General features: G+C 57.2%; 28 protein-coding genes. All 28 read right to left on the reverse strand.

Annotation, left to right across the window (positions count from 1 at the left end):
* Nucleotides 1-16: 16 nt before the first annotated feature.
* The 28 genes from PHU01S_RS12360 to hslV all read right to left on the reverse strand — a co-directional run bounded on the left by PHU01S_RS12360 (nt 17) and on the right by hslV (nt 24,624).
* Complete coding sequence (locus PHU01S_RS12360; protein ID WP_021879155.1) at nt 17-886, reverse strand: MinD/ParA family protein; 870 nt, start codon at nt 884-886, stop codon at nt 17-19.
* Nucleotides 879-2,246, reverse strand: a complete 1,368-nt coding sequence (gene flhF, locus PHU01S_RS12365) for a flagellar biosynthesis GTPase FlhF (RefSeq protein ID WP_127507825.1) — start codon at nt 2,244-2,246, stop codon at nt 879-881. Before flhF ends, PHU01S_RS12360 begins: the two co-directional genes overlap by 8 nt.
* Complete coding sequence (gene flhA / locus PHU01S_RS12370) at nt 2,243-4,276, reverse strand: flagellar biosynthesis protein FlhA (RefSeq protein ID WP_127507827.1); 2,034 nt, start codon at nt 4,274-4,276, stop codon at nt 2,243-2,245. The genes flhF and flhA overlap by 4 nt, the downstream gene beginning before the upstream one ends.
* Nucleotides 4,277-4,299: 23 nt before the next feature.
* On the reverse strand, nt 4,300-5,394 hold the full coding sequence (gene flhB, locus PHU01S_RS12375) for a flagellar biosynthesis protein FlhB (RefSeq protein WP_048745244.1): 1,095 nt from the start codon (nt 5,392-5,394) through the stop codon (nt 4,300-4,302).
* Between the two features lie 14 nt (nt 5,395-5,408).
* Complete coding sequence (fliR, locus tag PHU01S_RS12380) at nt 5,409-6,206, reverse strand: flagellar biosynthetic protein FliR (protein ID WP_048745245.1); 798 nt, start codon at nt 6,204-6,206, stop codon at nt 5,409-5,411.
* A 10-nt stretch (nt 6,207-6,216) separates the two neighbouring features.
* Nucleotides 6,217-6,486, reverse strand: a complete 270-nt coding sequence (fliQ, locus tag PHU01S_RS12385; RefSeq protein ID WP_021879160.1) for a flagellar biosynthesis protein FliQ — start codon at nt 6,484-6,486, stop codon at nt 6,217-6,219.
* Nucleotides 6,487-6,510: 24 nt separating this feature from the next.
* Complete coding sequence (gene fliP / locus PHU01S_RS12390) at nt 6,511-7,236, reverse strand: flagellar type III secretion system pore protein FliP (RefSeq protein ID WP_373864538.1); 726 nt, start codon at nt 7,234-7,236, stop codon at nt 6,511-6,513.
* Nucleotides 7,237-7,259: 23 nt separating this feature from the next.
* Nucleotides 7,260-7,892, reverse strand: coding sequence for a FliO/MopB family protein (locus PHU01S_RS12395; protein WP_083436309.1), 633 nt, complete (start codon nt 7,890-7,892; stop codon nt 7,260-7,262).
* Nucleotides 7,893-7,897: 5 nt separating this feature from the next.
* Entirely contained in the window at nt 7,898-8,260 is a 363-nt protein-coding gene (locus PHU01S_RS12400; protein ID WP_021879164.1) for a response regulator, read from the reverse strand.
* A gap of 24 nt (nt 8,261-8,284) precedes the next feature.
* Nucleotides 8,285-9,550, reverse strand: a complete 1,266-nt coding sequence (gene fliY / locus PHU01S_RS12405) for a flagellar motor switch phosphatase FliY (RefSeq protein ID WP_048745247.1) — start codon at nt 9,548-9,550, stop codon at nt 8,285-8,287.
* Nucleotides 9,540-10,541, reverse strand: coding sequence for a flagellar motor switch protein FliM (gene fliM, locus PHU01S_RS12410; protein ID WP_048745248.1), 1,002 nt, complete (start codon nt 10,539-10,541; stop codon nt 9,540-9,542). Before fliM ends, fliY begins: the two co-directional genes overlap by 11 nt.
* Nucleotides 10,542-10,577: 36 nt before the next feature.
* On the reverse strand, nt 10,578-11,060 hold the full coding sequence (locus tag PHU01S_RS12415; RefSeq protein WP_021879167.1) for a flagellar basal body-associated FliL family protein: 483 nt from the start codon (nt 11,058-11,060) through the stop codon (nt 10,578-10,580).
* 5 nt (nt 11,061-11,065) lie between these two features.
* A complete protein-coding gene (locus tag PHU01S_RS12420) occupies nt 11,066-11,284 on the reverse strand; it encodes a flagellar FlbD family protein (RefSeq protein WP_021879168.1) in 219 nt (72 codons plus the stop codon).
* An 89-nt stretch (nt 11,285-11,373) separates the two neighbouring features.
* Nucleotides 11,374-12,189: a flagellar basal body rod protein FlgG gene (flgG, locus tag PHU01S_RS12425; protein WP_048745249.1), complete on the reverse strand. Its 816-nt coding sequence runs from the start codon at nt 12,187-12,189 to the stop codon at nt 11,374-11,376.
* Between the two features lie 37 nt (nt 12,190-12,226).
* Entirely contained in the window at nt 12,227-12,724 is a 498-nt protein-coding gene (locus tag PHU01S_RS12430; protein ID WP_048745250.1) for a flagellar hook capping FlgD N-terminal domain-containing protein, read from the reverse strand.
* Between the two features lie 23 nt (nt 12,725-12,747).
* Entirely contained in the window at nt 12,748-14,202 is a 1,455-nt protein-coding gene (locus PHU01S_RS12435) for a flagellar hook-length control protein FliK (protein ID WP_127507829.1), read from the reverse strand.
* Nucleotides 14,203-14,217: 15 nt separating this feature from the next.
* On the reverse strand, nt 14,218-15,117 hold the full coding sequence (locus tag PHU01S_RS12440) for a MotE family protein (RefSeq protein ID WP_048746475.1): 900 nt from the start codon (nt 15,115-15,117) through the stop codon (nt 14,218-14,220).
* Nucleotides 15,118-15,170: 53 nt separating this feature from the next.
* Nucleotides 15,171-15,617 carry a flagellar export protein FliJ gene (gene fliJ / locus PHU01S_RS12445; RefSeq protein WP_021882259.1) on the reverse strand — a complete coding sequence of 149 codons (447 nt, stop codon included), beginning with the start codon at nt 15,615-15,617 and terminating at the stop codon, nt 15,171-15,173.
* A gap of 8 nt (nt 15,618-15,625) precedes the next feature.
* The gene (gene fliI, locus PHU01S_RS12450; RefSeq protein ID WP_127507831.1) at nt 15,626-16,951 is read right to left on the reverse strand and encodes a flagellar protein export ATPase FliI; all 1,326 of its coding nucleotides are present in this window, start codon (nt 16,949-16,951) and stop codon (nt 15,626-15,628) included.
* A complete protein-coding gene (locus PHU01S_RS12455) occupies nt 16,948-17,799 on the reverse strand; it encodes a FliH/SctL family protein (RefSeq protein ID WP_048746478.1) in 852 nt (283 codons plus the stop codon). The genes fliI and PHU01S_RS12455 overlap by 4 nt, the downstream gene beginning before the upstream one ends.
* A complete protein-coding gene (gene fliG, locus PHU01S_RS12460) occupies nt 17,792-18,805 on the reverse strand; it encodes a flagellar motor switch protein FliG (protein WP_049867540.1) in 1,014 nt (337 codons plus the stop codon). The genes PHU01S_RS12455 and fliG overlap by 8 nt, the downstream gene beginning before the upstream one ends.
* A 12-nt stretch (nt 18,806-18,817) precedes the next feature.
* Entirely contained in the window at nt 18,818-20,383 is a 1,566-nt protein-coding gene (gene fliF, locus PHU01S_RS12465; RefSeq protein ID WP_049867541.1) for a flagellar basal-body MS-ring/collar protein FliF, read from the reverse strand.
* A 39-nt stretch (nt 20,384-20,422) separates the two neighbouring features.
* Complete coding sequence (gene fliE, locus PHU01S_RS12470) at nt 20,423-20,731, reverse strand: flagellar hook-basal body complex protein FliE (RefSeq protein WP_021881387.1); 309 nt, start codon at nt 20,729-20,731, stop codon at nt 20,423-20,425.
* Nucleotides 20,732-20,752: 21 nt separating this feature from the next.
* Nucleotides 20,753-21,199, reverse strand: coding sequence for a flagellar basal body rod protein FlgC (gene flgC / locus PHU01S_RS12475; RefSeq protein WP_021881388.1), 447 nt, complete (start codon nt 21,197-21,199; stop codon nt 20,753-20,755).
* A gap of 3 nt (nt 21,200-21,202) precedes the next feature.
* Nucleotides 21,203-21,571: a flagellar basal body rod protein FlgB gene (gene flgB, locus PHU01S_RS12480; protein ID WP_127507871.1), complete on the reverse strand. Its 369-nt coding sequence runs from the start codon at nt 21,569-21,571 to the stop codon at nt 21,203-21,205.
* A gap of 262 nt (nt 21,572-21,833) precedes the next feature.
* Nucleotides 21,834-22,607 carry a GTP-sensing pleiotropic transcriptional regulator CodY gene (gene codY, locus PHU01S_RS12485; protein ID WP_127507833.1) on the reverse strand — a complete coding sequence of 258 codons (774 nt, stop codon included), beginning with the start codon at nt 22,605-22,607 and terminating at the stop codon, nt 21,834-21,836.
* A 25-nt stretch (nt 22,608-22,632) separates the two neighbouring features.
* Entirely contained in the window at nt 22,633-24,027 is a 1,395-nt protein-coding gene (hslU, locus tag PHU01S_RS12490; protein ID WP_021881391.1) for an ATP-dependent protease ATPase subunit HslU, read from the reverse strand.
* A 54-nt stretch (nt 24,028-24,081) separates the two neighbouring features.
* Nucleotides 24,082-24,624 (reverse strand): ATP-dependent protease subunit HslV, encoded by a 543-nt coding sequence (gene hslV, locus PHU01S_RS12495; RefSeq protein ID WP_048746485.1) that lies wholly within the window; start codon nt 24,622-24,624, stop codon nt 24,082-24,084.
* Nucleotides 24,625-24,633: the final 9 nt, after the last annotated feature.

Here is a 24,633-nt window from a genome sequence, read left to right on the forward strand (position 1 = left end):
CCATCTAAGCCAAAGGTTAACGTTTCCGACTGAACCACTGCTGTAGAATACCTTTGACGCTGCGATGAGGAAGACTGTCTGCCGGCAAATCGAGGTATTGCCTGGCGATCTGCATGATGCTTCTTGCCGCGTCCGAATCCGGATAAGCAATGAGAAACGGCTTCTGCGTACGGACCGCTTTGCCCACCTTGCCGTCGTCCGCGACGTAGCCGCCGTAAGGAAGGCGGATGCCGAGAAAGCGGTCTGCCGCCATGTCCATCTTGGCCGCCGTATGGCGCCCTTCCTGCTCATCGAAGGCACGATTGACGACTACCCGGAACCGCGTATCCGGCATGCTTCCCGAAACCATCTTGACGAGCGCGTAAGCATCCGTGATGGATGTCGGCTCGGGAGTCGTCACGACGAAGGTTTCGTGGGCCGCCTGGATGAAACGTTCCGACTCCCGTGTCAATCCCGCTCCGGTATCGAACAGGATGAAGTCATATTCTCCCTGGAGCATGCCGAGCTGCTCGTCCGCTTCCTGAAGCTGCCGATCCGTAAGATGAAGCAGCTCCCGGAATCCGGACCCGCCGGCTACGAAATGCAGCCCGGACGGTCCCAGCTGGATGATGTCGCGGATGCTTTTGGCGCCGGTGAACAGATGATAGAGAGAGTATGGCGCCGGAATGCCCATCAGCACGTCCAGATTGGCCATGCCGATATCCGCGTCGATGACGAGCACTTTTCGGCCCAGAGACTGCAGCGCGAGTCCGAAATTCAGACTGAAGTTGGACTTACCGACTCCGCCCTTCCCGCTCGTCACCGTCAGCAGCCGCGCGTTCTTTTCCATCTGCCCGCCCGTCCGCTCCTTGATCAGGTTGCGAAGCGCCTGGGCCTGGTCACTCATTCGGCTGGTTCCCCAGAAGCAGCTTCACATAACGGTCTGACCGGAACGGCTCGAGATCGTCCGGAACCGTCTGGCCGAAGGCCAGATAAGCCGGCTTCAGCCCATGGTCCATGATCAGATTGAAGGCCGCGCCGTACACCGTCGTTTCATCCAGCTTGGTGAAAATGACCTTGTCCACCCCGTGCCGGATGAAAGGCTGCGCTACCGCTTCCATATCCGGCGTGCGGGCGGTCAGGCTGAGCACCAGCAGCGTATCCGCATCCTCGCTGCTTCTCAGCAGGCTGTTGACCTCGTGGATCTGCAGCTCGCTGCGGTAATTCCTGCCGGCCGTATCCATGAGCACGGCATCCTTCTGCTCCAGCTGCTGGAATGCCCTTGCCGCCTCCGCGGGGGAGAAGACGACTTCCAGCGGAATTCCCAATATATCCGCATAGGTCCGAAGCTGGTCGACAGCGGCGATGCGGTACGTATCCGCGGTGATCAGGCCGACAGCTTTGCGATGGCGCAAAGTAAGATCCGCCGCCAGCTTCGCGATGGTCGTCGTCTTGCCGACGCCTGTCGGTCCGACGAAATGCAGCACCCGGCTATGCTCAGCCGGTTTCTCTCCCATATATGGCTCCAGCCACATTTGCAAATGCTCTGCGGCTGCCGCCCAAAGAGCTTGGGGATCTTCGCTTAGAAGACTGTAATCCGGCTTGGCCTGCAAGTCGGCCAGAAGCCTTTCCCGCCAAGCGGCCTTGACCTCCTGCGCTTCCAGCCTTTCCATCAGGCTGGACACATGGACCGGCGCCGTTTCGGCGGCCTGGGCGCCGGACAGCTGGCGGATCCAGGTTTTGAGGTCGCGAACTTCCCGGAGCAGATCCGGCTCCATTCCTTGAGAGGCAGGCTCGCGGAAGCCGCTTGCCGGGGCGGCGGCAGCGGAGCCGTTGGAAGCGGCCGCTTCCCCGGCGGATACAGCAGGCTCAGGTGCAGCTTCGCCTGCAAATGCTGGCGGGCTGGCAGCAGGCTTAGCGACCGACTTGTACTTGGCCGCCGCCAGCGAAGCCGGAGCAGACGGGGCTGCCGTAGAAGACAGCGCAGCCGGCTGCCTGGGCGCTGCCTCTGGCTCCGGCGAAGCCGACTGCCTCGAGGCCGCTGCTGCCAACGATTGGAGGGTGTCGGCAAATGCAGGAGATGGCGCCGGCGGGCTGACGGTTTCCGCCGCCGCAACGACCTCGATGCCTTTTTTGCCGAACATGCCGAGGAACCCTCCGGTCTTGATTTCCTTCGTACTCAAGATGACGGCATCCTTGCCCAAATCTCCTCGGATAAGCGCCATAGCCTCCGGCATGGACGACACGACGTAGCGCTTCACTCTCACAAGCTCACCGTCCCTATGCTCTGAACTTCAATGGAAGGCTCCAGCTCGCTGTAGGACAGCACCGGAATGTCACCCATCACCCGTTCGATCATCTGCCGCAAATACATGCGGATCGTCGGCGAAGCAAGCACGACCGGCTGGTGCCCGGACTGGATCTGCCGATTGACTTGCTCGCTCACCTTATTGCAGATCTGCTGGGTGGCGATCGGATCCATGGCCAGATAGCTGCCATGCTCGGACTGCTGGACGGCTTCGGCGATTTTCTTCTCCAGCGCCGGGCTGACCGTAATGACCCGCATCGAGTTGCCGCCTGCACTGTACTGCTGCGTAATCTGGCGGGAGAGCGCCTGGCGGGCGTACTCCGTCAATATGTCGGTATCCTTCGAGTACAGCCCGTGGTCGGCCAAAGTCTCGAAGATGCTGACAAGGTCCCGGATCGAGATTTTCTCTTTGAGCAGCTTGGCAAGCACCTTCTGCACATCCCCGATCGTCATGACGGAAGGAATGAGTTCCTCCACGAGCGCCGGGTAGGCTTCCCGCATGTTTTCGATAAGCGCCTTGGTCTCCTGCCTGCCGAGCAGCTCATGCGCATGGCGCTTGATGATCTCGGTCAGATGGGTGGCGACGACCGATGGCGGATCGACGACGGTGTAGCCCGACATCTCGGCCCTTTCCTTGGTCGCCTCGTCGATCCATAACGCCGGCAGTCCGAAGGCCGGCTCCATCGTCTCGATGCCGATGATGGATTCGTCCTCGAAGCCCGGGCTCATCGCCAGATAATGATTCAGGAGCAGGTCGCCGCGAGCGACCGTATTGCCTTTGATCTTGATGATGTATTCGTTCGGCCGAAGCTGGATGTTGTCTCGGATGCGAATCACGGGAACGACAAGCCCGAGCTCGAGCGCGCACTGGCGGCGAATCATGATGATCCGGTCCAGAAGATCGCCGCCCTGCTGCGTATCCGCGAGCGGGATGAGGCCGTAGCCGAATTCGAATTCGATCGGATCCACATGCAGCAGGTTCACGACGCTTTCCGGACTCCGCACTTCCTCGATCTCCTTCTCCTCCACCATCTGCTCCTGCTCTGCGATCGCTCGGCTTTGCTCGCCTTGCATCTTCCACCCCAAGTAGACAAGCAGTCCCGCGATCGGGAACGTGCGGATGATTCCGATAGGGGTGAACAGACCCAGCAGGGCGATGGTGCCGGCCACGACGAACAGCAGCTGCGGATACCGCAGAATCTGGCTGGTCAGGTCATGGGCCAGATTGCCTTCCGAAGCCGCTCTCGTCACAATCAGGCCGGCAGCGGTAGAGATGAGCAGCGCCGGAACCTGACTGACGAGACCGTCGCCGATCGTCAGGATGGAATACGTGTTGAGAGCTTCGGTGAAGCCCATCCCATGCACCGCCATCCCGATGATGAAGCCGCCGAGAAGGTTGATGATGAGGATGATGATCGATGCGATCGCATCTCCCTTGACGAATTTGCTCGCGCCGTCCATCGACCCGTAGAAGTCGGCTTCCCGCTCGATCTTGGAGCGGCGGGCCCGAGCCTGCTGCTCGTTGATCAGGCCTGCGTTGAGATCCGCATCGATGCTCATCTGCTTGCCCGGCATGGCATCGAGCGTGAACCTTGCCGCAACCTCCGCGACCCTCTCGGAGCCTTTGGTGATGACGATGAACTGCACGACAACCAAGATCAGGAACACGACAAAGCCGATGGCGACCTGGCCTCCGGCAACCCAGTTTCCGAATGTCTGGACCACCTCGCCCGCGTGGGCATGGACAAGGATGTTGCGGGTTGTCGATACGTTGAGGGCGAGCCTGAACAAGGTCGTAATCAACAGGAGCGCCGGGAAGATGGAGAAATCCAGCGCTTCTTTTGTATTCATCGCTATTAAGAGAATGATAAGAGCGACCGATATGTTGATTACGAGCAGGAAGTCCATCAGAAAAGTAGGGATGGGGATGACCATCATTAGGACAATGCCGATAATCCCTACCAAGATTGCCAGGTCCCTCGGTTTCATGACGAATGCCTCCGCTTACTGAATTAAGATGATTTGCTGCGGCCTTTCAGCTTGTATACATAGGCCAGCACTTCCGCGACCGCTTGGAACAGATCCGGCGGTATGCTGTCCCCGATTTCCGTCCTGTCGTACAAGGCTCTCGCCAGCGGACGGTTCTCCATCGTGACGACTCCGTTCTCCTTCGCGACTTCCTTGATCCTCAAGGCGACGTAATCCATTCCCTTCGCCAAAATGACGGGAGCCTGCATGCGCGTGCCGTCGTAACGGATGGCGATGGCGAAGTGGGTCGGGTTCGTAATGACGACATCGGCCTTGGGCACTTCCTGCATCATGCGCTGAAGCGCCATCTTCCGCTGCCGCTCCTTGATCTTCCCTTTGATGAGCGGATTGCCCTCGCTCTTGATGTATTCATCCTTGATGTCCTGCTTGGACATTCGCAGATTTTTCTCATACTCGTATTTCTGATAGAAATAGTCCGCCGCCGCGATGACGATCATCAGCGAGGCGAATTCGAGGCCGAGCTTCAAGGTCAGGCCGGCTGTGAACGTGAAGATGTCTTCGATGGGAGAATGTCCCAGCATGAGAATGCGTCCCCATTCTCCCCAGATCGTGTAGAACACGACCACTCCGACTACGAGCAGCTTGATGATGCTCTTGAAGAATTCAGCGACCGACCGCATCGAGAAGATGTTCTTGAATCCGCTGATCGGGCTCAGTTTCTTGAAGTCGGGCTTGAGCGGCGTCCCCGTAAGCAGAAAGCCTACCTGCACGTAGTTGAATGCCGCAGCCGCCACGAAAGCGAGCAGCAGAATCGGAGCCAGCAGCATGAGCAGCTCCATCATGACGTGATAGAACAGCGACATGACGTTGCCCGAGGTCAGATCCAGAGTGAGCCAGTCGTTGAACAGGCTGCCGAAAATACGGTAGATCCGTTCCTTGTAATACCCGCCGAGAACGAGGAAGCTTCCAATGACGAACAGGATGATGAAAGCGCCGGGAAGCTCGTGGGTTTTGGCGATCTGGCCCTTGTCGCGGGCTTCGCTGCGCTTCTTCGGCGTCGCTTTTTCGGTCTTCTCGCCGTTGAACAGCTGCAGGTCGACTTTGAACCGGAGCCTCATGGCCGTGTCCCTCCTCAAGAGCCTGTCCCGCCTTTGCTGCCGACAGCGTTGAACAGCTCGCCGAGCTTCTCGAACATCAGGCTGAACAAATGCCCGAACAGAACGCCGAGAGACGGCATCAGCAGCATCAGCAGCAGGATGCCGAGCATGATTTTGAGCGGGGCGCCGATGACGAATACGTTGTATTGAGGCGCCGTCCGCGCCAGGAAGCCAAGACCGACATCCGTCAGGAACATGGCTACGACAATCGGCGCCGCGATCTGCAGGGCGAGCAGGAAAGACTGGGAGAACGCCCTGACGAGAAAGTCCGAGATCAAGCCGCTGGAGACATGCTCCATCAGCCCCAGCTTGAGAGGCATCCAGTTGTAGCTGTTCATCAGCGCCTGCAGCATATACAGATGGCCGTTCATCGTCAGAAACAGCAGCGTCAGCACCATATACTTGAGATTGCCGGTAATCGGCGCCGAGGTTCCGCTCAGCGGATCGATGATGTTCGACATGGCGAGACCCATCTGCAGATCGATGAACGCGCCGGCCGTCTGGACGACCGTGAAAAACAGGTAGACGATGAATCCAAGCAGGAGCCCGATCAGGATTTCCTGGATGATGAGCAGGATAAAGCCCGCATCGGCAGCGGCCGTCTGTTTGATTCCGTACGAGAAGTACACAAGAAGCGAAACGGCGAAACCGAGGCCAATCTTGAGCCTCGCCGGCACGGTTCGGGTGGAAAAGACAGGCGCGACTACAAAAAAAGAGGTCATTCGACAAAAAATCAGCAAAAAAATAGGGAAACCGTTAAGAAATTGTTCCATCAGCCTCTGCCTACCCGATATAGTTGTGCAGGTTGTTCAGCAGGTTGTAGGTGAAATCCACCAGCGTGTTCAATATCCACGGACCGAACAGCAGAACCGCGGCCAATACGGCGACGATCTTGGGGACGAACGCCAGCGTCTGTTCCTGGATCTGGGTCGTCGCTTGAAAAATGCTGACGGCCAGGCCGACGACAAGCCCGAGAATAAGCATGGGCGCGCTCGCTTTCAGCATGACGAACATCGCTTGGCCCGCCAGGCCGATGATGAAATTGGAACTCATCGCATTCCCCTCCTTCTTCTGCGGTCATGACGGATTAAAGCTGAGCAGCAGCGACTTGATGACCAAATACCACCCGTCTACGAGGACAAACAGCAGAATTTTGAAAGGAAGCGAGATCATGACCGGCGGCAGCATCATCATCCCCATCGCCATCAGCGTACTGGAAACAACCATGTCGATAATCAAAAAGGGAATGAAGATCATGAATCCCATCTGGAACGCTGTCTTTAGTTCGCTGATCGCGTATGCCGGCACCAGCACCGTAATCGGAATATCCTGATAGGTTTTGGGCTTTTCCGCTTTGGTGTAGTTCAGAAACAGCAGCAGGTCCTTTTCCCTCGTATGCTGGAACATGAACTTCTTCATCGGCACAGCCGCTTTTTCAAGCGCCTCCGTCTGAGTCAGCTCGCCCTTCATATAAGGCTGCAGAGCCGTATCATTCACTTGCGACAGCGTTGGAGACATGACGAACAGCGTCAGGAACAACGCCAGACCGATCAGAACCTGATTCGGAGGCATCTGCTGGGTTCCGAGCGAAGTACGCACGAAACCAAGCACGATGACGATCCGGGTAAAGCTGGTCATAAGAATAAGGAAGGAAGGAGCAACCGTCAGAACGGTCACCATCAATACGATGGATAAAGCGCTCGTTCCTCCGGCGCTATCCCCGCCAATGTTGATATCGATGCCCGGCAGAGGCTCGGCGTAAGCGGCGCTCTGCCAGGCGAGCGACATGGCCAGGACAGTCATCAGCGAAAGCATACGTTTTCTAGTCATTCGTCCCTCAACCGATCCCTGTCTCTAGATTCCTGGAACAGCTGTTCAAGCTCTTCCTGCTGCCTGGATTGCTGCTCGAGCTTTTGATGCAGCAGCTTCTGGAACCGCTTGGCCTCTTCCTTGTCTCCGTCGGCCGAAGCTTGAACAGACCGGTTCCCTTCTCCTGTCTTGCCTTGGATTCTCCGCATCCACTCCCCCAGCGGAACGCCGGTTGCGGCATTGCGCTTCTCCAGCAGCTGGCTGCGGAGGCTGTCCGCTTCTTCCCCTGCCGGGAACCGGTCCAGAAGCGTCACATTCTCGCCGACGCCGACAACATAGATGGTGCCGGCTGTTTCAATGACCTGGATCGACTTGTTCGGTCCGAGCGTCAATCCTCCAAGCTGTTCAAGAGCTCTTGCGCCCCCCATCAGCTGGCTTCGCTTGGACAGCCAGCGAATAAGGAGGGTGATCAATCCGATGACAAGAGCAAGCGAAACCAGCACCCAGACTACGCTGCCCGTCATGCCCCCGCTCGCGAAGTGCGGCACCTCGCTCCCGCCGGAAGGAAGGGCATAATCAATCGTTCCATCAGGCTTGGGCGAAGCGGAAGGAGCGGCCGCCTGAGCCGCCAATCCGGCTAACAATGGCATTTCCGTTACCCAAGCGTCTTCTTGATGGCCTCGATGACCCGGTCAGCCTGGAACGGCTTCACGATGAAATCCTTCGCGCCGGCCTGAATGGCGTCGATGACCATCGCTTGCTGGCCCATGGCCGAGCACATGATGACTTTAACGTTCGGGTCGATTTTCCTGATTTCCTTCAAGGCGGCAATGCCGTCCATCTCCGGCATCGTGATGTCCATCGTGATCAGATCCGGCTTGACTTCCTTGTATCTTTCAATCGCCTGCGATCCGTCCTGAGCCTCGCCCACGACCTCGTACCCGTTTTTAGTCAGAATATCGCGAATCATCATTCGCATGAATGCAGCGTCATCAACGATCAGAATACGGTTTGCCATTTGTCATTTCCTCCCTGGATGCACTTATTGAATTTTGGTCATGCGGTCCCACTGGCTCACGATATCCGTGACCCGGACCCCGAAATTCTCATCGATGACGACAACTTCGCCTTTTGCAATCAGCTTGTTGTTCACCAGAATGTCTACGGGCTCGCCTGCCAGCTTGTCGAGCTCGATGATGGAGCCTTGCGACAGCTCAAGAATATCCTTGATCTGTTTTTGCGTGCGTCCAAGCTCTACGGTTACTTTCAGCGGGATATCGAGGAGCAGGCCGAGATTGCTCTCGTCTCCTTGAGGATATCCCGGCTGGAAACCGGAAAATTGAACCGGCTGGACATTGACGTTGCGGCCTGCCGGAGCGCCGAAAGTCTGCGGACCTTGATTGTGGACAGCAGGCGCGGCGTGCATGTCGGCCATCGGCTGCTGATACGCCGGCTGTTCGTAAACAGGCTGCTGCTGCACAGGCTGTTGATGAACGGGCTGTTCGTGGACAGGCTGCTGCTGGACGGGCTGCTGAGCCGGCGGTTCCGAATGCGGGGCTGCTGAAGCCGCTTCAATCGATGGAGCGGCAGATGCTGCGGCGGCCTCATCCCCGCTTCCGCCCATCAGCGTGTCGACCATCTGCTTGGCGAAGTTGACCGGCAGCAGCTGCATGATTGTCGAATCGATCAAGTCTCCGATCATCAGCCGGAAGCTGACTTTGATGAAGACGTCATCCGGCGGCAGCTGGGCGAGTCCTCCGCCTTGCTCCACATCGAGGATATCGATGCCGGGAGGCGAGATGTTGACCATCCGGTTGAAGATGGTCGACATCGATGTCGCCGATGAACCCATCATTTGGTTCATCGCTTCCTGCACGGCGCTGATATGGATGTCATTGAGCTCCGTCTGGCCGACGTCGCCTTCGCCGCCAAGCATCAGATCGGCGATTACGCCCGCATCCTTTGTCCTGATGACGAGCGAATTGATGCCTTGAAAGCCTTCAACATAGCTGACCGACACCGCGACATGAGGCCGGGGGAATTCGTCGGCGAGGTCTTCCCGCTTGATGAGGGCGACCTGCGGAGTCGTGATATCCACTTTTCTTCCCAGCAGGGTGGACAGCGCGGTAGCCGCGCTTCCGAACGTGATGTTGCCGATCTCGCCCAGAGCATCCTGCTCGATGGAGCTCAGGTATTGGGAGATCTGCGCCTCGCCTGCCGTATCGGAAGGAGCGGCGGAATAACCGTCCGAGCTCTGCCGGAGCAGGGCATCGATCTCCTCCTGGGACAAATAATCCTTACTCGTCATAATCTTCGTCTGCTCCTTCGCTTACGATCTCGTCCACCTGGACGGCAAGGCGGTCGCGGACCGACCCCGGGCTGCCGATGAACTTCAGCTTTTCTCCAACCTTGATATGCAAGCCTTCGCCGACCGGCTTCTTCAAGGAAATGACATCTCCTGCGGCAAGGCTCATGAACTCTCTAACCGTAATGGAGGATTCTCCGAGCTCGGCTATGATCGGCAGCTTCGCTTTATGTACGCGCTGCTCCAGGATCTCCACTTCTTCAGGGGCACGCGACTTCTTCTGGGATACGAACCAGTGATGCACGGACAATCTCGGCATGATCGGCTCGATGACCACATGCGGAATGCACAAGTTGATCATGCCGGTCGTATCCCCGATTTTCGTGCTCAATGAAATCAAAGCGATCGTTTCGTTGGGAGAAACGATCTGCATGAACTGCGGGTTCGTTTCCAGCGAATCCAGCCTCGGCGAAATGTCGTACACCGTTTTCCAGGCTTCCTGCAGGCTTTCGAAGGCACGGCTGAAGATTTTCTCCATGATCATGGTTTCAATCTCCGTGAGCGCCCCGATCTTGGCGGGAGCGGTTCCTGTGCCTCCAAGCAGCCTGTCGACCATGGAATAGGCCACGTTGGGATGGACTTCAAGCACCATCCTTCCTTCCAGCGGCTCCGCCTCAAAGATGTTCAGAATGGTCATTTTGGGAATCGAGCGGATGAATTCGTCGTACGGCAGCTGTTCCACCTGCACGACGCTGATCTGCACAAACGTTCTCAGCTGCGCCGAGAAATAAGTCGTCAAGTATCGGGCGAAGTTTTCATGTATCCGGGTCAAGCTTCGAATATGGTCCTTGGAAAAACGGACTGCCCGTTTGAAATCGTACGCGCGGATCTTCTTCTGGCTTTCTTCCTTCTTCAGCTCCTCCGCATCCATCTCTCCTGACGACAAGGCGGCAAGCAGGGCGTCGATCTCATTCTGGGAAAGCACATCCACCATCACTCTCACCTCCTTCGCTTATCTCACTTGGCCGTCCTAGATTTCCGTCAACGTATAGTCCGTGATGGAAACCTTGATCAGCTTGCCTTTGGGAAGAACTTCATTGATTTGGTTCAGCAGCTTGGCCTCGAGCGCATCCTGCCCGGCCGAGCCTTGCAGCGCCTGGGCTTCCGTATCTGCAAGCGTACGGTTGATGATCGGCTTCACGACGATATCCTTGATCTTGTCGAAGTCTTCCTTCGTCGCCTTTTTGTCCAGCTGGAAAGCGAAGCTCACGAGCAGGAATTTGTTGCCGTCCTTCAGGTTGCGCTTGATATCCTTGAGCTCTGACGTGACCTCGACCCGTTCGTCAGCCGTAAGCGGCTTGACCTTGGCGGCTGCCGCCGTCGTCTTGGCCGCATCCCCTCCCGAAGCCGTTGCGGGCTCCTTCAGGAGCGAGTTGTACAGGATGACCGCCACAACAGCGATCAGCGAGATGGCCAGCAGCGTCGTGATCAGCCAGGGAAGCATTTTTTTCATAGCGCCTATTCCTCCGTATATCCACTCTTATGAGATGAAGCCGCGAGGCCGATGGAGCGGTAGAAATCGGTCATCCGCCCGGCCAGAACGGCAGCCGACTCCACAACGACCATTTTTTTGCCGGTGGTCATCGTCACGAGCGTATCCGGCGTTTCTTCCAGGAGCTCGATCAGCAGGGCATTGATCATCAGCTTGCTGCCGTTGAGCCTTGTTACTTCAATCATGTGAACCCTCCCGCGGCTGCCCGTTGGCGGAACCGATGCGGCCGAGCGGAGCTCGGCCGGCGGATCCAGACTCTACAGGGCTAGATCAATTATCTCTTCAGATTGACGAGCTCTTGAAGAATTTCATCCGATGTCGTAATGATTCGGGAGTTGGCCTGGAAACCGCGCTGCGCAACGATCATTTCCGTGAACTCGCTCGTAAGGTCGACGTTGGACATCTCCAGTTGGCCGGCCACGATGTTCCCTGTTCCGGTCTCCGGATCTCCGGGAGCTCCGATAGCCAGCTCCTCGGCATTGGAATTCACCGTAGAGCGGTAAAGGTTGCCGCCGATTTTTTCCAGTCCGTTCGGATTGGTCACTTTCACGACGCCTATGGTGGCAATGACATCTCCTGTCGTTCCGTCTGCATTGACACCTGTCACCGAACCGTCTTTGCCGATCGTGAAGGCGCTGACTCCAGCCAGCGAAATCGGTTCGCCGTCGGAGCTCAGCACGAGAGCGCCGTCAGCGTTGACCAGCTGTCCCGCGGCATCGACCGAGAAATTGCCGGCACGCGTCAGGTAGAAGCCGTCCTCCATTCCCGCAGGACGGACGGCGAAAAATCCGTCTCCGTCGATGCGCAGATCCGTCGGCACGTTGGTCGTCATGGCGCTGCCCGCCGTGTGCACCGTGTCGATGGAGGCCACCGTCACGCCAAGACCGATCTGCTGCGCGTTTTTGCCGCCTCGCGCTCCGTCTTCCGGCTGCGTCGCTCCTGCGACAGTCTGGCTCAGAATATCCTGGAACATGACCCGTCCCGCTTTGAAGCCGACGGTGTTCACGTTCGCAATATTGTTGCCGATGACATCAAGCTTGGTTTGGAAGCCCCGCATGCCGGAAACGCCCGAATACATAGATCTCAACATAATCTATCAACCTCCTAAATGGATGGATACTGCTCGTTCAGGCTCCTGCCGGCTGTTCTCCGGAAGACTCTTCCGGCAACTGTTCCGGAGTCTCTTCCGCCGCATCGGATCGAATGGACTTCAGCGCGTCGATCGGAACATAGTTGCCGCTGGAGACGATATACTGGATGCCGTCCTTGAGCACGACCGAATCGACGAGGCCGCTTTCGGTCGTCAGCTTGCCGGCAGCATCAAAGATGTCCCATTCCGCCTGCTTCCCGATGAGATCGGATGTAAGTCCAAGATTCTGTCCCTGGACGTTGAGCTGTCCGGAAATGTTCGACAACTGCTCGACAGAGGAGAATTGAGCGAGCTGGGCGATGTAAGTCGTGTTGTCGGACGGATTCATCGGGTCCTGATATTTCAGCTGTGCGACCAGAAGCTGCAGGAAAGCATCCTTGCCGAGCGTGGAGTTGTCCATGCTTGTCGACGCCGCCTTGGAATTCTTTTGGCTCACGAACGGATAAATGGAATTGGCGTTCACGGATGCTGCCATCGTTGATCCCCCTTGAAGCCGGCTTATGCCGTCTCGTTAATTGCCCTGCCGTATCCAAGCTCGCGAATGGCGGTTTGGATGACTTCAGCCTCCTGCACGCCCTGATCTTCAAGGCGGTCGGAGCCGTTTCGCGCAAACTGGCCGCCCTGCCCGCCTCCGCCCCGGCTCTGCTGGCCGAATGAAAGCGAGGTCTGAAGCTGGCTCGAGGCCGATACATCAAGCCGGTCAACCTGGAAGCCTTGGTTCTGCAAGGACATTCGGAGCTGGCCCAGCTGGTTCTCGATCGCTTCCCTCGCCGCCGGCGAATCCGCTGCGAACAGCGCCGTCAATTGGCCATTGTGGATTTGGAGCTTGACGTCCACCTGTCCCAAGTTTTCCGGAGTCAGCGTCAGTCTTGCTTCGGTCATGCCGGATGAAGACGAGACATCAAGCTTTTTCAAGACAAGCCCGGCCACCTCCTGGGCAAACCGATGAACGGGCACCTTCACGACCGTTTCCGCACTGTCCGGAACCGCAGCTCCCGGCTGGACATTTCCTGTTGAGACCGCAGCGGCTGACGACGGCTGTTCATTGCTTTCCGCCATGAGCATGGCCGGCTGCACGGCATCGTCCGCCTGAGCGCTTCCGGCAGAGGCGCTTACCGCCGCTCGGATGTGGGCTGAAGAAGCTTCAAGCTTCGCCAGCAGCGTTGTGCCGGAAGCCGGAATTCCTGTCAAAGGAGTCCCTTCAGGCCGGCCGGCCGGGATCGTTCCGCCTGGAGCGGATTTGGCTGATTGCGGCGCTTCGAGCAGGCTTTGCAGCTTGGTCAGCTGCGCCTGGGTCAGCGACTGGGAATCGACCTTTCCGGATGGCTTGGCGAGAATGTCGGGCAATTGCTGCCTCAGCGCCAGCAGCAGCTCTCCTACTTCCCCTTTGGCGGCTGTCGCTGCGGAAGCGGCTGCGGGCTCATCCCGCTCCTGCTGGCCGCCGCCTGCAAGCTTCCCTGCAGGAGGCGGCTGAATGCCGAGCAGCGCAAGCAGCGCTCCCAGCTCGGAGGCCGCTTGCTGCCAATCCTCGAGCGGAATGGAGCCATCCTCTTCCTTGCCTTCGTATAGCTGATCCAGCAGCTCCTCCAATTTGGCAAGCAGCGGCTCGGCTGCCTGCTCCTCGGAGGAAGCAGCGGCAGGATCGGCTTCTGCTGGCTGCAGAGCTTCCGGGAGCGCTCCGTCTGCCAGAGCAGGGACGCTCGGCTCCGCGCCGTCAAGCTGGGCGGCGGCTGCGCTCAGCGCCATAGCGGCTGCCAATGCCGCAGCAGCCGCTACGGCGTCCTGCGGAGCCGCCGTTCCCGCGTTCGGGGACGCTTGACCCTGAACGCCCGTCTGCAAGGCTCCAGCCATGGCTTGGCTGAACGGAGCCGCCCCGGCCGCCTTGCCTCCGGCCGCTTGGACAGATGTCCCCGAGCCGGTCGCAGCAGCCGGTTGAGTCGTCGTGATCTCCATGGTTCACCTCCTATTCTATTTTCCCGCCATGAGCTTGCTCACGAGCTGAGACGTCAGCTTTTTGTCCAGTCCCGACATCTCCTGAACGATGGACGAGCGTTTGGAATCGCTGACCGAGCCAAGAATCCGAAGCACTTTGCTCGGGCTCACATCCGACATCGACAGCAGCAGCTGCGCCGCCTTCGCCGGATCCATCGATTCAAACGTTTTGCTGAGCTGATCTTCGCTGAGCAGTGCGGAGCCGGATGCAGGAGCTGCGCTTGAAGCCTGCTGGATTCTCGATTGCAGGGCAGCAATCTGCTGATCCTGGACCGGAACGGAATCCTTCAGTCTCGCTGCCGTTTCGGCTGCCCGCTTTGGATCCATCTTGGCCAAGATCGCTCCTTGGGCTCGGCTGTCCATCGAGTTCAGCACGAGAACGGCTTCATCCAAGGTCATATTCTGAATGATCGGAGCCGCTTTGCTTGGCGTCATCGAGGCGAACATTCCCCCAAGCTCCGCAATTTTGGCTTGATATTCGCTGCTGCTCAGCTTTTTCTGCTCGTCGCTTTTGATCAGCTGGTCGAGCTTGTCCTGCAGGTCGTTGATTTCCTTCTCAAGGGATGCCTTCTCCGCCTCGGCGGCCTGAAGCTTCCCTTTGGCTGCCTGCAGGTCTCCCTGCAGGCCGGCGATCTGCTTGCGCTGAGCAGCCCCGTTGTCCGGAGCAGGGGCGCCGGATGCGCTCCGGCTCTCCGGAATGAGCGACCCGACTACCGGTATGCTGCGGCCGGTATCCATCAGCCGCGAGCGCAGCGACGGATTGAACACCACTAGAAGCACAAGCACAAGCACCAGCGTGAACAGCAGCGGCGTAACAAAAAACAGGAAGCGTTCCATTCCGCTGTAGCTTTGTTTCTCACGTTCTTCTGCCAACATTTCATCCCTCCCGGGGGCATGAGTCGTCCCCGACTGCTTCATCTTGCCTTCTGCTAAAGCGCTGCGCGCGAATGGCGTTGGACCGCGATTTCATCGAGTTCCGCCTGCTCTCCGGCAAGCTGTGCAGCCTTGAATCGGTTCAAGGCTTTTTCTTTGGATTTCAGCCAGATCTTCTCCTGGATCTTGCGTTCGGCCAGACGATGCCTGGAGGATTCGACTTCGTTCTCTGCCGCCTGTACGACTTGCTGCTTGCTTCCGATGCAGGCATCCAGATGGGAGAGGAACCGCTGGATCGCTTGCAGCTCCATGAGCGGACTGCCTAGCATGCCGAGCTCTTCAAGCTTCCCTTCCCAGCGCAGACGCTCCGCGTTCAGCTCGGACAGGGACATCTCCTCCGCATGCAGCAGATCAAGCGCGGCCGTGAGTCCCCATTTGGCTTGCGTCGTCTCGCTTTGCTTCAAGTTGACAATGCTTTGATAGGCATAGCGGAATGAAGTCACGTCTCTGTTCAGCTCCCGTTGAATTGCCGGATCAGATGGTCCAGCGTCTCGTCAAAATGGGCTTTTTCATTCGTTCGTTGCTGCGTGAAATCCAGAATTCCGTCCATTTGGCTCATCGCCTGGTCGATTTCCTTGTTCGATCCGGGCTGATACGCCCCGATATTGATCAAGTCCTCCGAATCTTTATAGACAGCGAGCATCTTTTTGAGAGCGGAAGCCGCCTCCTGATGCTCGGGCTCTATGATCTCCTTCATGACCCGGCTCACCGAGGCGAGCACGTCGATCGCCGGAAAATGGCCTTTCTGAGCCAAGTCCCGGCTTAAGACGATATGTCCGTCGAGGATGCCTCTCACGGCATCCGCCACCGGCTCATTCATGTCGTCCCCATCCACGAGAACGGTATAAAAAGCCGTTATGGACCCCGTCGGCCCCGTTCCCGCTCTTTCAAGCAGCTTGGGAAGGCCGGCGAACACCGACGGCGTATACCCTCTCGTCGCCGGAGGCTCTCCGACCGCCAGCCCGACTTCCCGCTGCGCCATCGCATACCGGGTGACGGAATCCATCATCAGCATGACGTTCATCCCCCGGTCCCGGAAGTACTCCGCTATCGTCGTTGCGATTACCGCGCCCTTGATGCGGATCAAAGCCGGCTGATCGGATGTTGCCACGATTACGACGGAACGGGCCAGTCCTTCCGGTCCCAGATCCTTCTCGATGAACTCGAGCACCTCGCGTCCCCGTTCGCCGATGAGAGCAATGACGTTGACGTCGGCTGCCGTATTGCGGGCGATCATGCCCAGCAGCGTGCTCTTTCCGACCCCCGATCCGGCAAAAATGCCGACGCGCTGGCCCTGTCCTACGGTAAGCAGACTGTCGATCGCGCGAACCCCGATGCCCAGCGGCTGCTGGACGCGCGGTCTGAAGAGCGGATTGCTCGGAGGAGCGGTCGTCGGATAGCGGATCATACGGCTGGGAATGAAGCTGCCGTCAAGAGGCCGCCCCAGGCCGTCCAGCACTTTACCGAGCAGCTCCGCCCCGACCTGGACCGTAAGCGGCTTGCCTGTGCCAACAACGTCGCATCCGGGCGCGATCGCATTGAGATCTCCGAGCGGCATGAGAATCAGTCTGTTGTCCCGGAAACCGACGACTTCGGCAAGGAGCGGGGGCGCCCCTTTTCCGGGATAGATCTGGCAGACATCCCCGATGCCGGCATCGGGTCCTTCGCTTTCGACGGTAAGTCCGATGACCTGGGTTACTTTGCCGTTGATGCGCACGGGATCGATGCCGGCGAGCTGCTCCGTATATCTCGAAGCCTTGGGAACCCGTGAGCTCATGAAGCAGGCGCCTCCTGACCTTCGCGCTGGGAAGCGATTCCCATCAGCTCACGCTTGATTTCGGACAGCTGCGTGTCGATGCGGGCGTCGATGCTGCCGAATGCCGTCCGGATCACGCAGCCGTGATCCTTGACCGATGCGTCGGGCAGGATCTGCAGCTCGGCCTGAGAATCGATCGACAGCTCCAGCTCGTCCCTGGCGGCGAGAACCGATGAGAGCTGCGCGGGACTGACGCACAGAACGATGCTTCCATTCTCTCTTCGCCGGGAAAGCATGCTGCGGATAAGCTCGATGGCGATTTCGGGCTCAAGATCCAGCTGCTTGCCGACCAGCTTCTCTGCAATGGCGCAGCTCAGCTCCACGAGGAACGGCTCCGCCTCCTGGATGATCTGCTCCTTCATTCGGAAGGAGGATTCAAGAATGGAGGAGGATTCCTCGATTCTTTGCTCCCATTCCTTCCGCAGCGCGGCTTCGGCATCCCGGCTGCCTTGGCTGAAGCCCTCGCCATATCCGGCCTGGCGGGCTTCTTCTGCGATTCGTTCATCGTCCGCCCGTCTGGCATGCCACCAATCCTCGGCTTCCTGACGGGCCTGTTCCAGCAGCTCCTGGGCCTGCCTGGCCGCATCCGCCAACGTATCCTCGGCGACGCTCTGGGCGTCGCCGAGAATCTGGCTGCGCAGAGCTTCCGTAGCGGCATCCGGGCGGATCTCGCCGCGGTAGGCCAGCTCGCCGAAGCCGTCCGAAGCGGTGTCGGCACCGCTGGCTGCGGCAGGTTTCCGGTAAAATCTTTCCAGCCGCTGAAGCTGTTCCTGAGGGACTACCTGCGAGGATTTGAACAGATTAGACAATGATGTCATCTCCTCCGCCGCGGGCGATGATGATGTCGCCGGATTCCTCCAGCCTGCGGATCGTTCCTACGATGCGAGTCTGGGCTTCCTCGACGTCACGCAGCCGCACGGGACCCATGAATTCCATTTCTTCCTTGAACGTCTCGGCCATCCGCTTGGACATGTTCCGGAAGATCGCCTCGCGCACTTCCTCGCTTGCCACCTTGAGCGCAAGCTGAAGGTCGGCGCTCTCGATATCGCGGATGATGCGCTGGATGGAACGGTTGTCGATGCTGACGATGTCTTCGAAGACGAACATCCGCTTCTTGATCTCTTCCGCCAGCTCCGGGTCCTGAATTTCCAGGGAATCCAGAATCGTCCGCTCGGTGCCGCGATCGACGCCGTTCAGAATCTGAACGATGGAGTCGATGCCTCCCGCGTTCGTGTAGTCCTGGGTCACCGTAGCGCTCAGCTTCTGTTCCAGCACCCTCTCCACCTGGGAGATGACCTCAGGAGAGGTGCTGTCCATAAGCGCGACCCTGCGGGCGACTTCCGCCTGCTTCTCTTGAGGAAGCGAGGACAGAATATGAGAAGCCTGCTCCGGCTGGAGGTAAGAGAGCACGAGAGCAATCGTCTGGGTATTTTCGTTCTGGATGAAGTTCAGGATCTGGGTCGGCTCCGCCTTGCGGGCAAAATCGAAAGGCCTCACCTGCAGCGTCGCCGTAAGCCTGCTGATGACTTCCAATGCCTTTTGCGAGCCGAGCGCCTTCTCGAGGATATCCTTCGCGTACGCGATGCCGCCCTGGGAGATATACTCTTGGGCAAGGCAGATCTGATAGAATTCGCTCATGATTGTGTCCCGCTCCGAGCTGTCGACCTTCCTCACGTTGGCGATTTCCAGAGTCAGCTGCTCGATTTCCTCTTCCCTCAGATGCTTGAAGATCTGGGCCGATACATCCGGGCCGAGCGTAATCAGCAGAATGGCAGCCTTTTGGCGCCCGCTCAAGCTTTGCAGCGCTTTAACCATGAGTTGCCACCTCTATTCCTCTACTAGCCAGGTGCGAAGAAGGTTGACGAAATCATCCGGCTTCCGCTTGGCGAGTGTTTCCAAATTCTTGCGCACTTGATTCTCATTCGTGACGCTCTCCAGGTTGATCGAAGGATATTCGACTCTCGGCGCCATTTCCTCAATGATTTCCTCTTCCTTGGCGCGGCGGCGGCGAACGGCGAGCACGATTCCGCCGATAAGCGCGGCAGCTGCGACAGCGATGGCGGCGATCCATCCGGCGGTAAGGCCTTTGCCGGAAGCGGATGCTCCTGCTGCGGCAAAATTTTGACCGATGACAGAAACCTTTTTGGCTATGAGCGCGTCATTACTAACATCCTGTCCGGATTCCACCAGCTGGGAACGGACGAAAGAAGTTAGATATTGGGTGATTTGATCCTTTGTTTCCTGGTTTAATAATGAAGTAGGAATGCCGACGCTGATGCTGAGGTCTTTGACGGAGTAAGGGCCGCCAATGATCGTATTTTTGTAGCGGTTCGGCTCATAGTTGGTCGTGCTGGAGGTTTTTTCCGCCGTGCTGCTGCCCCCGCTCGATGTCGAGGAATACCCGGGTACATCGGTTTCTCCAGTGCCGGCAACGCCGCCGGCGTTCCCTTCCGTTCCTTCCGAGCTTTCGCTCGATTGCTGCTGGCTGATCACGAGACCGTTGTTGTTGTTGTTGTCGAGAGGCTTGACCAGGCTTTCCTCGCGGCTGACCTGATCGAAGTTCAGGCTGCTCAGCACGCTGACGGCAAGATTATCGCCGCCTACCATCGTTCCAAGGAACTGCTCGATATTTCTCTTCAAATCGCTCTCGTATTTCTTTTGGATCTGGAATTGAGAGTTCGCGCTGCCCGAGTTGTTCAGCGTCCCGCCGATTTTGGAGGAGGCTGTCAGCTCGCCTTGAGGGCTCGTAATCGTGATATCCGCGATTTTAAGATTCGGCACCGAAGTTTTGACGAGATTGAAGTAACCGTCGATCTCATCCTGGCTGGGCCGGAATCCCGGCTTGAATTTCATGACGATGGAAGCCGACGCGCCGCTGGCTTCTTCCGTTTGGGCAAATACGCTTTCCTTCGGAAGATTGACGACGACTTTGCTGGAAGCGACTCCCTGCATCCCGTTGAGCAGCTGCTGGATCTCTCCGTTCAGGGCGCTGCGGTATTTGACGTTGAATTCGTTGTCGGTCATGCCGAACTGTGAAGAACCCGTATTGAACGCGGCGAAGCCGATCGATCCATTCTGGACCAGACCTTGCGATCCCGCTGCGACCCGCACGCGATCTGCTTCGCTGCTCGGAACGGAAATTGAATTGCCGCCGTCTCCAAGCCGGTAAGAAATGCTGCTGCTGTCCAGATAATTCATGATTGCCTGGGCATCGGTGCTGTCGAGATCCTTGAACACCGTTTCGTATTGCGTTTTGGTCAGGATCGAAGTAAGCAGAATGATCGTCAGCAGCAATACCCCGATCGTCGCTCCCAGCCAAATCTTTTGCTTCTTGCCCATCGCTCCCCAGTAATTTTTGGCGGAATCGCGCAGGCGGGCCATCTTTTCGTTCACATCTTCACCCCGCAGAATGCTATTGCAATGCAGTCAGCTTTAAATTTGCATGCGCATGATGTCCTGATAGGCCTCTACCGCCTTGTTCCGGACCTGCGTCACCAGCTGAAGGCTGAGCTCAGCCTGCTGCGAGACAATCATGACTTGTGAAATATCCGCTTGGCCAACCAAGTACTGGTTGTTGACCTGATGCACGGTTTTTTCTTGCGCGCTGACACTGTCCAGGGCGTTTTTGAGCATAGTCCCGAAGCTTTCGGTCACTTCGCTCGGCGATGCGGCTTGCGTCTTGGCCGTAATAGCCGGTGTGTTCAGAGGAGAGACCTGTGCAAGCGTTATAGGCTGGATCATTGTGGACTATCCTTTCGGCTTTTATTTTCCGATTTCAAGAGCTTTGACGAACATCGTCTTCGTTGCATTCAATGCGGTCACGTTCGCCTCGTAGGAACGGGACGCCGAGATCATATCCACCATTTCCTTCGTAACGTCCACGTTCGGCATCTTCACATACCCGTTCTTGTCCGCATCGGGATGAGACGGATTGTAGACCAGCTTGTCCGGAGTGCGATCCTCCTGGATCCGGCTTACTTTAACCCCTTTGGACGCCTCTCCCATCTCATTTTGAAGCATCGATGCGAAGCTGCCTTCCTTCATGGGCTCCAACACGACCATTTTGCGCTTATAGGGCTGGAACTCGCCATTTACATAGGAGGCTCGAGTCGTCTCGGCATTCGCGATATTGGATGAGATCACATCCATTCGGAGCCGCTGGGCGGTCAATGCGGAAGCACTGATGTCAAATCCGTTGGTCAGCTTCATTTCTTACCCTCTCCCGTCGATGGCAGTCCGCATCATCTTGATCTCGTGATTGATCTGTTGAATGTAGGAATTGTAGCGGAGCTGATTTTTGGCAAGCAATGCCATTTCGCGATCAGGATCCACGTTGTTTCCATTATTATTCATGACAGATTTTTCATCCGTGACAAGCTGCATGGTTGGAATCTGGTCATTTCGACCTATGTCCATATGCATTTTTTGGGTCTTTATACCTGCTAAATCGTGGTTTTTCTGGCCGTTCAGCTGGTCATTCAGCAGCTCCTCGAATACCAGTTCCGAACGTTTGAAGTGCGGCGTGTCAGCATTGGAAATATTATCCGAGATTACCTGCTGCCTTGCTTCAGCGGCTCTCATTGCCCCTACAAGTCTGCTGAAATCCGCGCCGTTCAAGACATTCAATGCTGTTTCACCACTTTCTTCCTTAATGGTTTATCACTTATTCAACAAATCTTCAGGCATTCCTGCATCTTCGACATAAAATAATTAAAAAAATGAGAGATCGATGTCGAGATTTGCCGAGTACGATAATCTTCCTAAATTTTCATATTTATTACAATGAGAAAAAAGCCCTATCTTTATATAAAGATAGGGCTTTCCTGGGTATAAAGAACCTCTTTTACTTCTTCATCTTGCCTAATTCTTCCAAAAGTTGATGGTTCAGGATGCGGATGTAAGTGCCTTTCATTCCTAAAGATCGCGTTTCGATAACTCCAGCGCTCTCGAGTTTGCGGAGCGCGTTCACAATCACGGATCTGGTTATACCGACCCGGTCGGCGATCTTCGACGCAACGAGCAACCCTTCCTTGCCTTCCAGCTCCTCGAAAATATGCTCGACAGCTTCCAGCTCGCTGAAGGACAGCGAGCCGATCGCGACTGCGACGACAGCTCTGCTGCGCGCCTCAAGCGCGATCTCTTCCGCTCTCTCCCGCAGGATTTCCATGCCTACGATTGTGGACCCGTATTCGGCGAGGATGAGATCCTCATCGTCGAATACTCCGCTCAGACGCGTGAGGACGACGGTACCGAGCCGGTCTCCGCCGCCGGTGATCGGAACGACGCACATCATCTCCTGGGCGTTCATGAAGCGGAATACATCCGCGATGCCGGGATCGGGAACGACATTGGTCTCCGGCTCCCTCATCTGCAGGAATCGGGCGTTTGTCTCCTGAGGAAAGCGGAGCTCGGCTTCAGCTGCCAAGCTCCGGAACTGATCATGGTCGAAACGGTCGACTGCGGCGCAGCCCAAAATCTTGCCTCTGCGGCTGACAACGAAAATGTTGGCTTGAATGACGGAGCTGAGAACTTCCGCCATCTCCCTGAAGCTGAGTGCCTTGCCCGCCGCTTTTTGCAGCAGCCGGTTCAGCGATCTTGTTTTGGTCAATAATGTCATCTTTCTGCTTGCCCCCCGAACTACCCTACAATATATATTGGCTCAAATCCCGGTCTTGCGCAATGGAGGATAGCTTTTCCTTCACATACTCCGGCGTGATGAGCAGACTTTCCAGCGTTAGGTCCGGCGCCTCGAAAGACAAGTCCTCGAGCAGCTTCTCCAGAATCGTATGGAGCCTGCGCGCGCCTATGTTTTCTGTATTGCGGTTGACGTCAGCCGCGATGGACGCAAGCTCCGCAATCGCCTCATCCGAAAATTCGATTGCGATTCCTTCCGTCGCCAACAGCGCGGTGTATTGTTTGGTCAGAGCGTTTTTGGGCTCCTTGAGAATCTGCACGAAGTCCTCCAGCGTCAGCGATGTCAATTCCACCCGAATCGGGAATCTTCCCTGAAGCTCAGGGATGAGATCGGACGGTTTGGAAACGTGGAACGCTCCTGCGGCGATGAACAGGATGTAGTCGGTTTTGACCGCTCCATATTTCGTCATGATGGTAGAGCCTTCGACGATCGGCAGAATGTCGCGCTGTACGCCTTCACGAGACACGTCAGGACCCGACCCCTTGGAAGGACTCGCGATCTTGTCGATCTCGTCCAGGAAGACGATTCCGGACTGCTCCGCCCTTCTCACCGATTCGCCGATGACCTCGTCCATATCAATCAGCTTGGCCGCCTCTTCCTGCGTCAATACCTTGCGGGCTTCCTTGACCGTAAGCTTGCGGCGCTTGGTCCGCTTCGGCATGAACTGTCCCAGCATCTCCTGCATGTTCATGCCCATCATTTCATTGCCCTGCCCCGACATCATATCCATCATCGTCGGCGAAGTATCCTCGACATCAAGCTCCAGCAGATCGTTTTCCAGCTCTCCGGCTTTAAGCTTTGCGCGGACAGCCTGCCTTTTGCCCAGAATATCGGGATCGTTCACCTTCTCTTCCTCATCGTCCTTGGACCCTTGATTGCCGAAGAGCATTTCAAGAGGATTTTTGCCGCCCTTGGACTTGACCGGAGACGGAACAAGAAGCTCGACGAGCCGTTCGTTGGCCTGCTCTTCCGCCCTGTCCTTCACCCGTTCGGTCCGTTCGGCCTTGACCATGCGGATCGACACTTCCACGAGATCGCGGATCATCGATTCCACGTCCCGGCCGACATAACCGACCTCGGTGAATTTCGTCGCCTCGATCTTGACGAACGGCGCTCCCACAAGCTTGGCCAGACGCCTGGCAATTTCCGTTTTGCCGACGCCGGTCGGACCGATCATCAGCATGTTTTTCGGAACGATTTCGTCCCTCAAGGCTTCGTCGAGCTTGCTGCGGCGGTAACGGTTGCGCAAGGCGACCGCGACCGAGCGCTTGGCCTGCTTCTGGCCTACGATATATTTGTCCAGTTCAGCAACGATTTGCCTTGGCGTCAAATCTTCCTTCACAGGCTCACTCCCTCTGCATACTAATAATCGCTATCGCGTTAAGGGCAGGAATCTTCAGACTTCTTCCACGATGATGCTGTGATTGGTGAATACGCAAATCTCCGCTGCCGTCTCAAGTGCTGCCTGAGCCATTTCCCTGGCGCTGAGATTAGGCGCGTGCCGCTTCAATGCCCTCGCGGCAGCAAGGGCGAAGCTGCCACCGGAGCCGATGGCCAAAATGCCGTCATCCGGCTCAATGACTTCCCCGTTGCCCGAAATCAGCAGCAGTCCGGTGGTGTCCATGACGAGAAGCATCGCCTCGAGCCGGCGAAGCACCCGGTCCGATCTCCACTCCTTGGCGAGTTCGACGGCGGCGCGCTGCAAGTTCCCGTGATGCTCCTCGAGCTTGCTTTCGAACTTCTCGAACAAGGTGATTGCATCCGCAACCGAGCCGGCAAAGCCCGCGGCTACTTGGCCGCGGTACAGACGCCGGACTTTTTTGGCGGAGCCTTTCATGATCATGCTGTTGCCGAAGGTCACTTGACCGTCGCCCGCTATGGCGCCTTTTCCATTATGGCGGACGGCGCATATCGTCGTCGCGTGGAACTGCATTTCCATGAACATGTC

Source organism: Paenibacillus humicus NBRC 102415, from assembly GCF_004000905.1.
GTDB lineage: Bacteria > Bacillota > Bacilli > Paenibacillales > Paenibacillaceae > Paenibacillus_O > Paenibacillus_O humicus.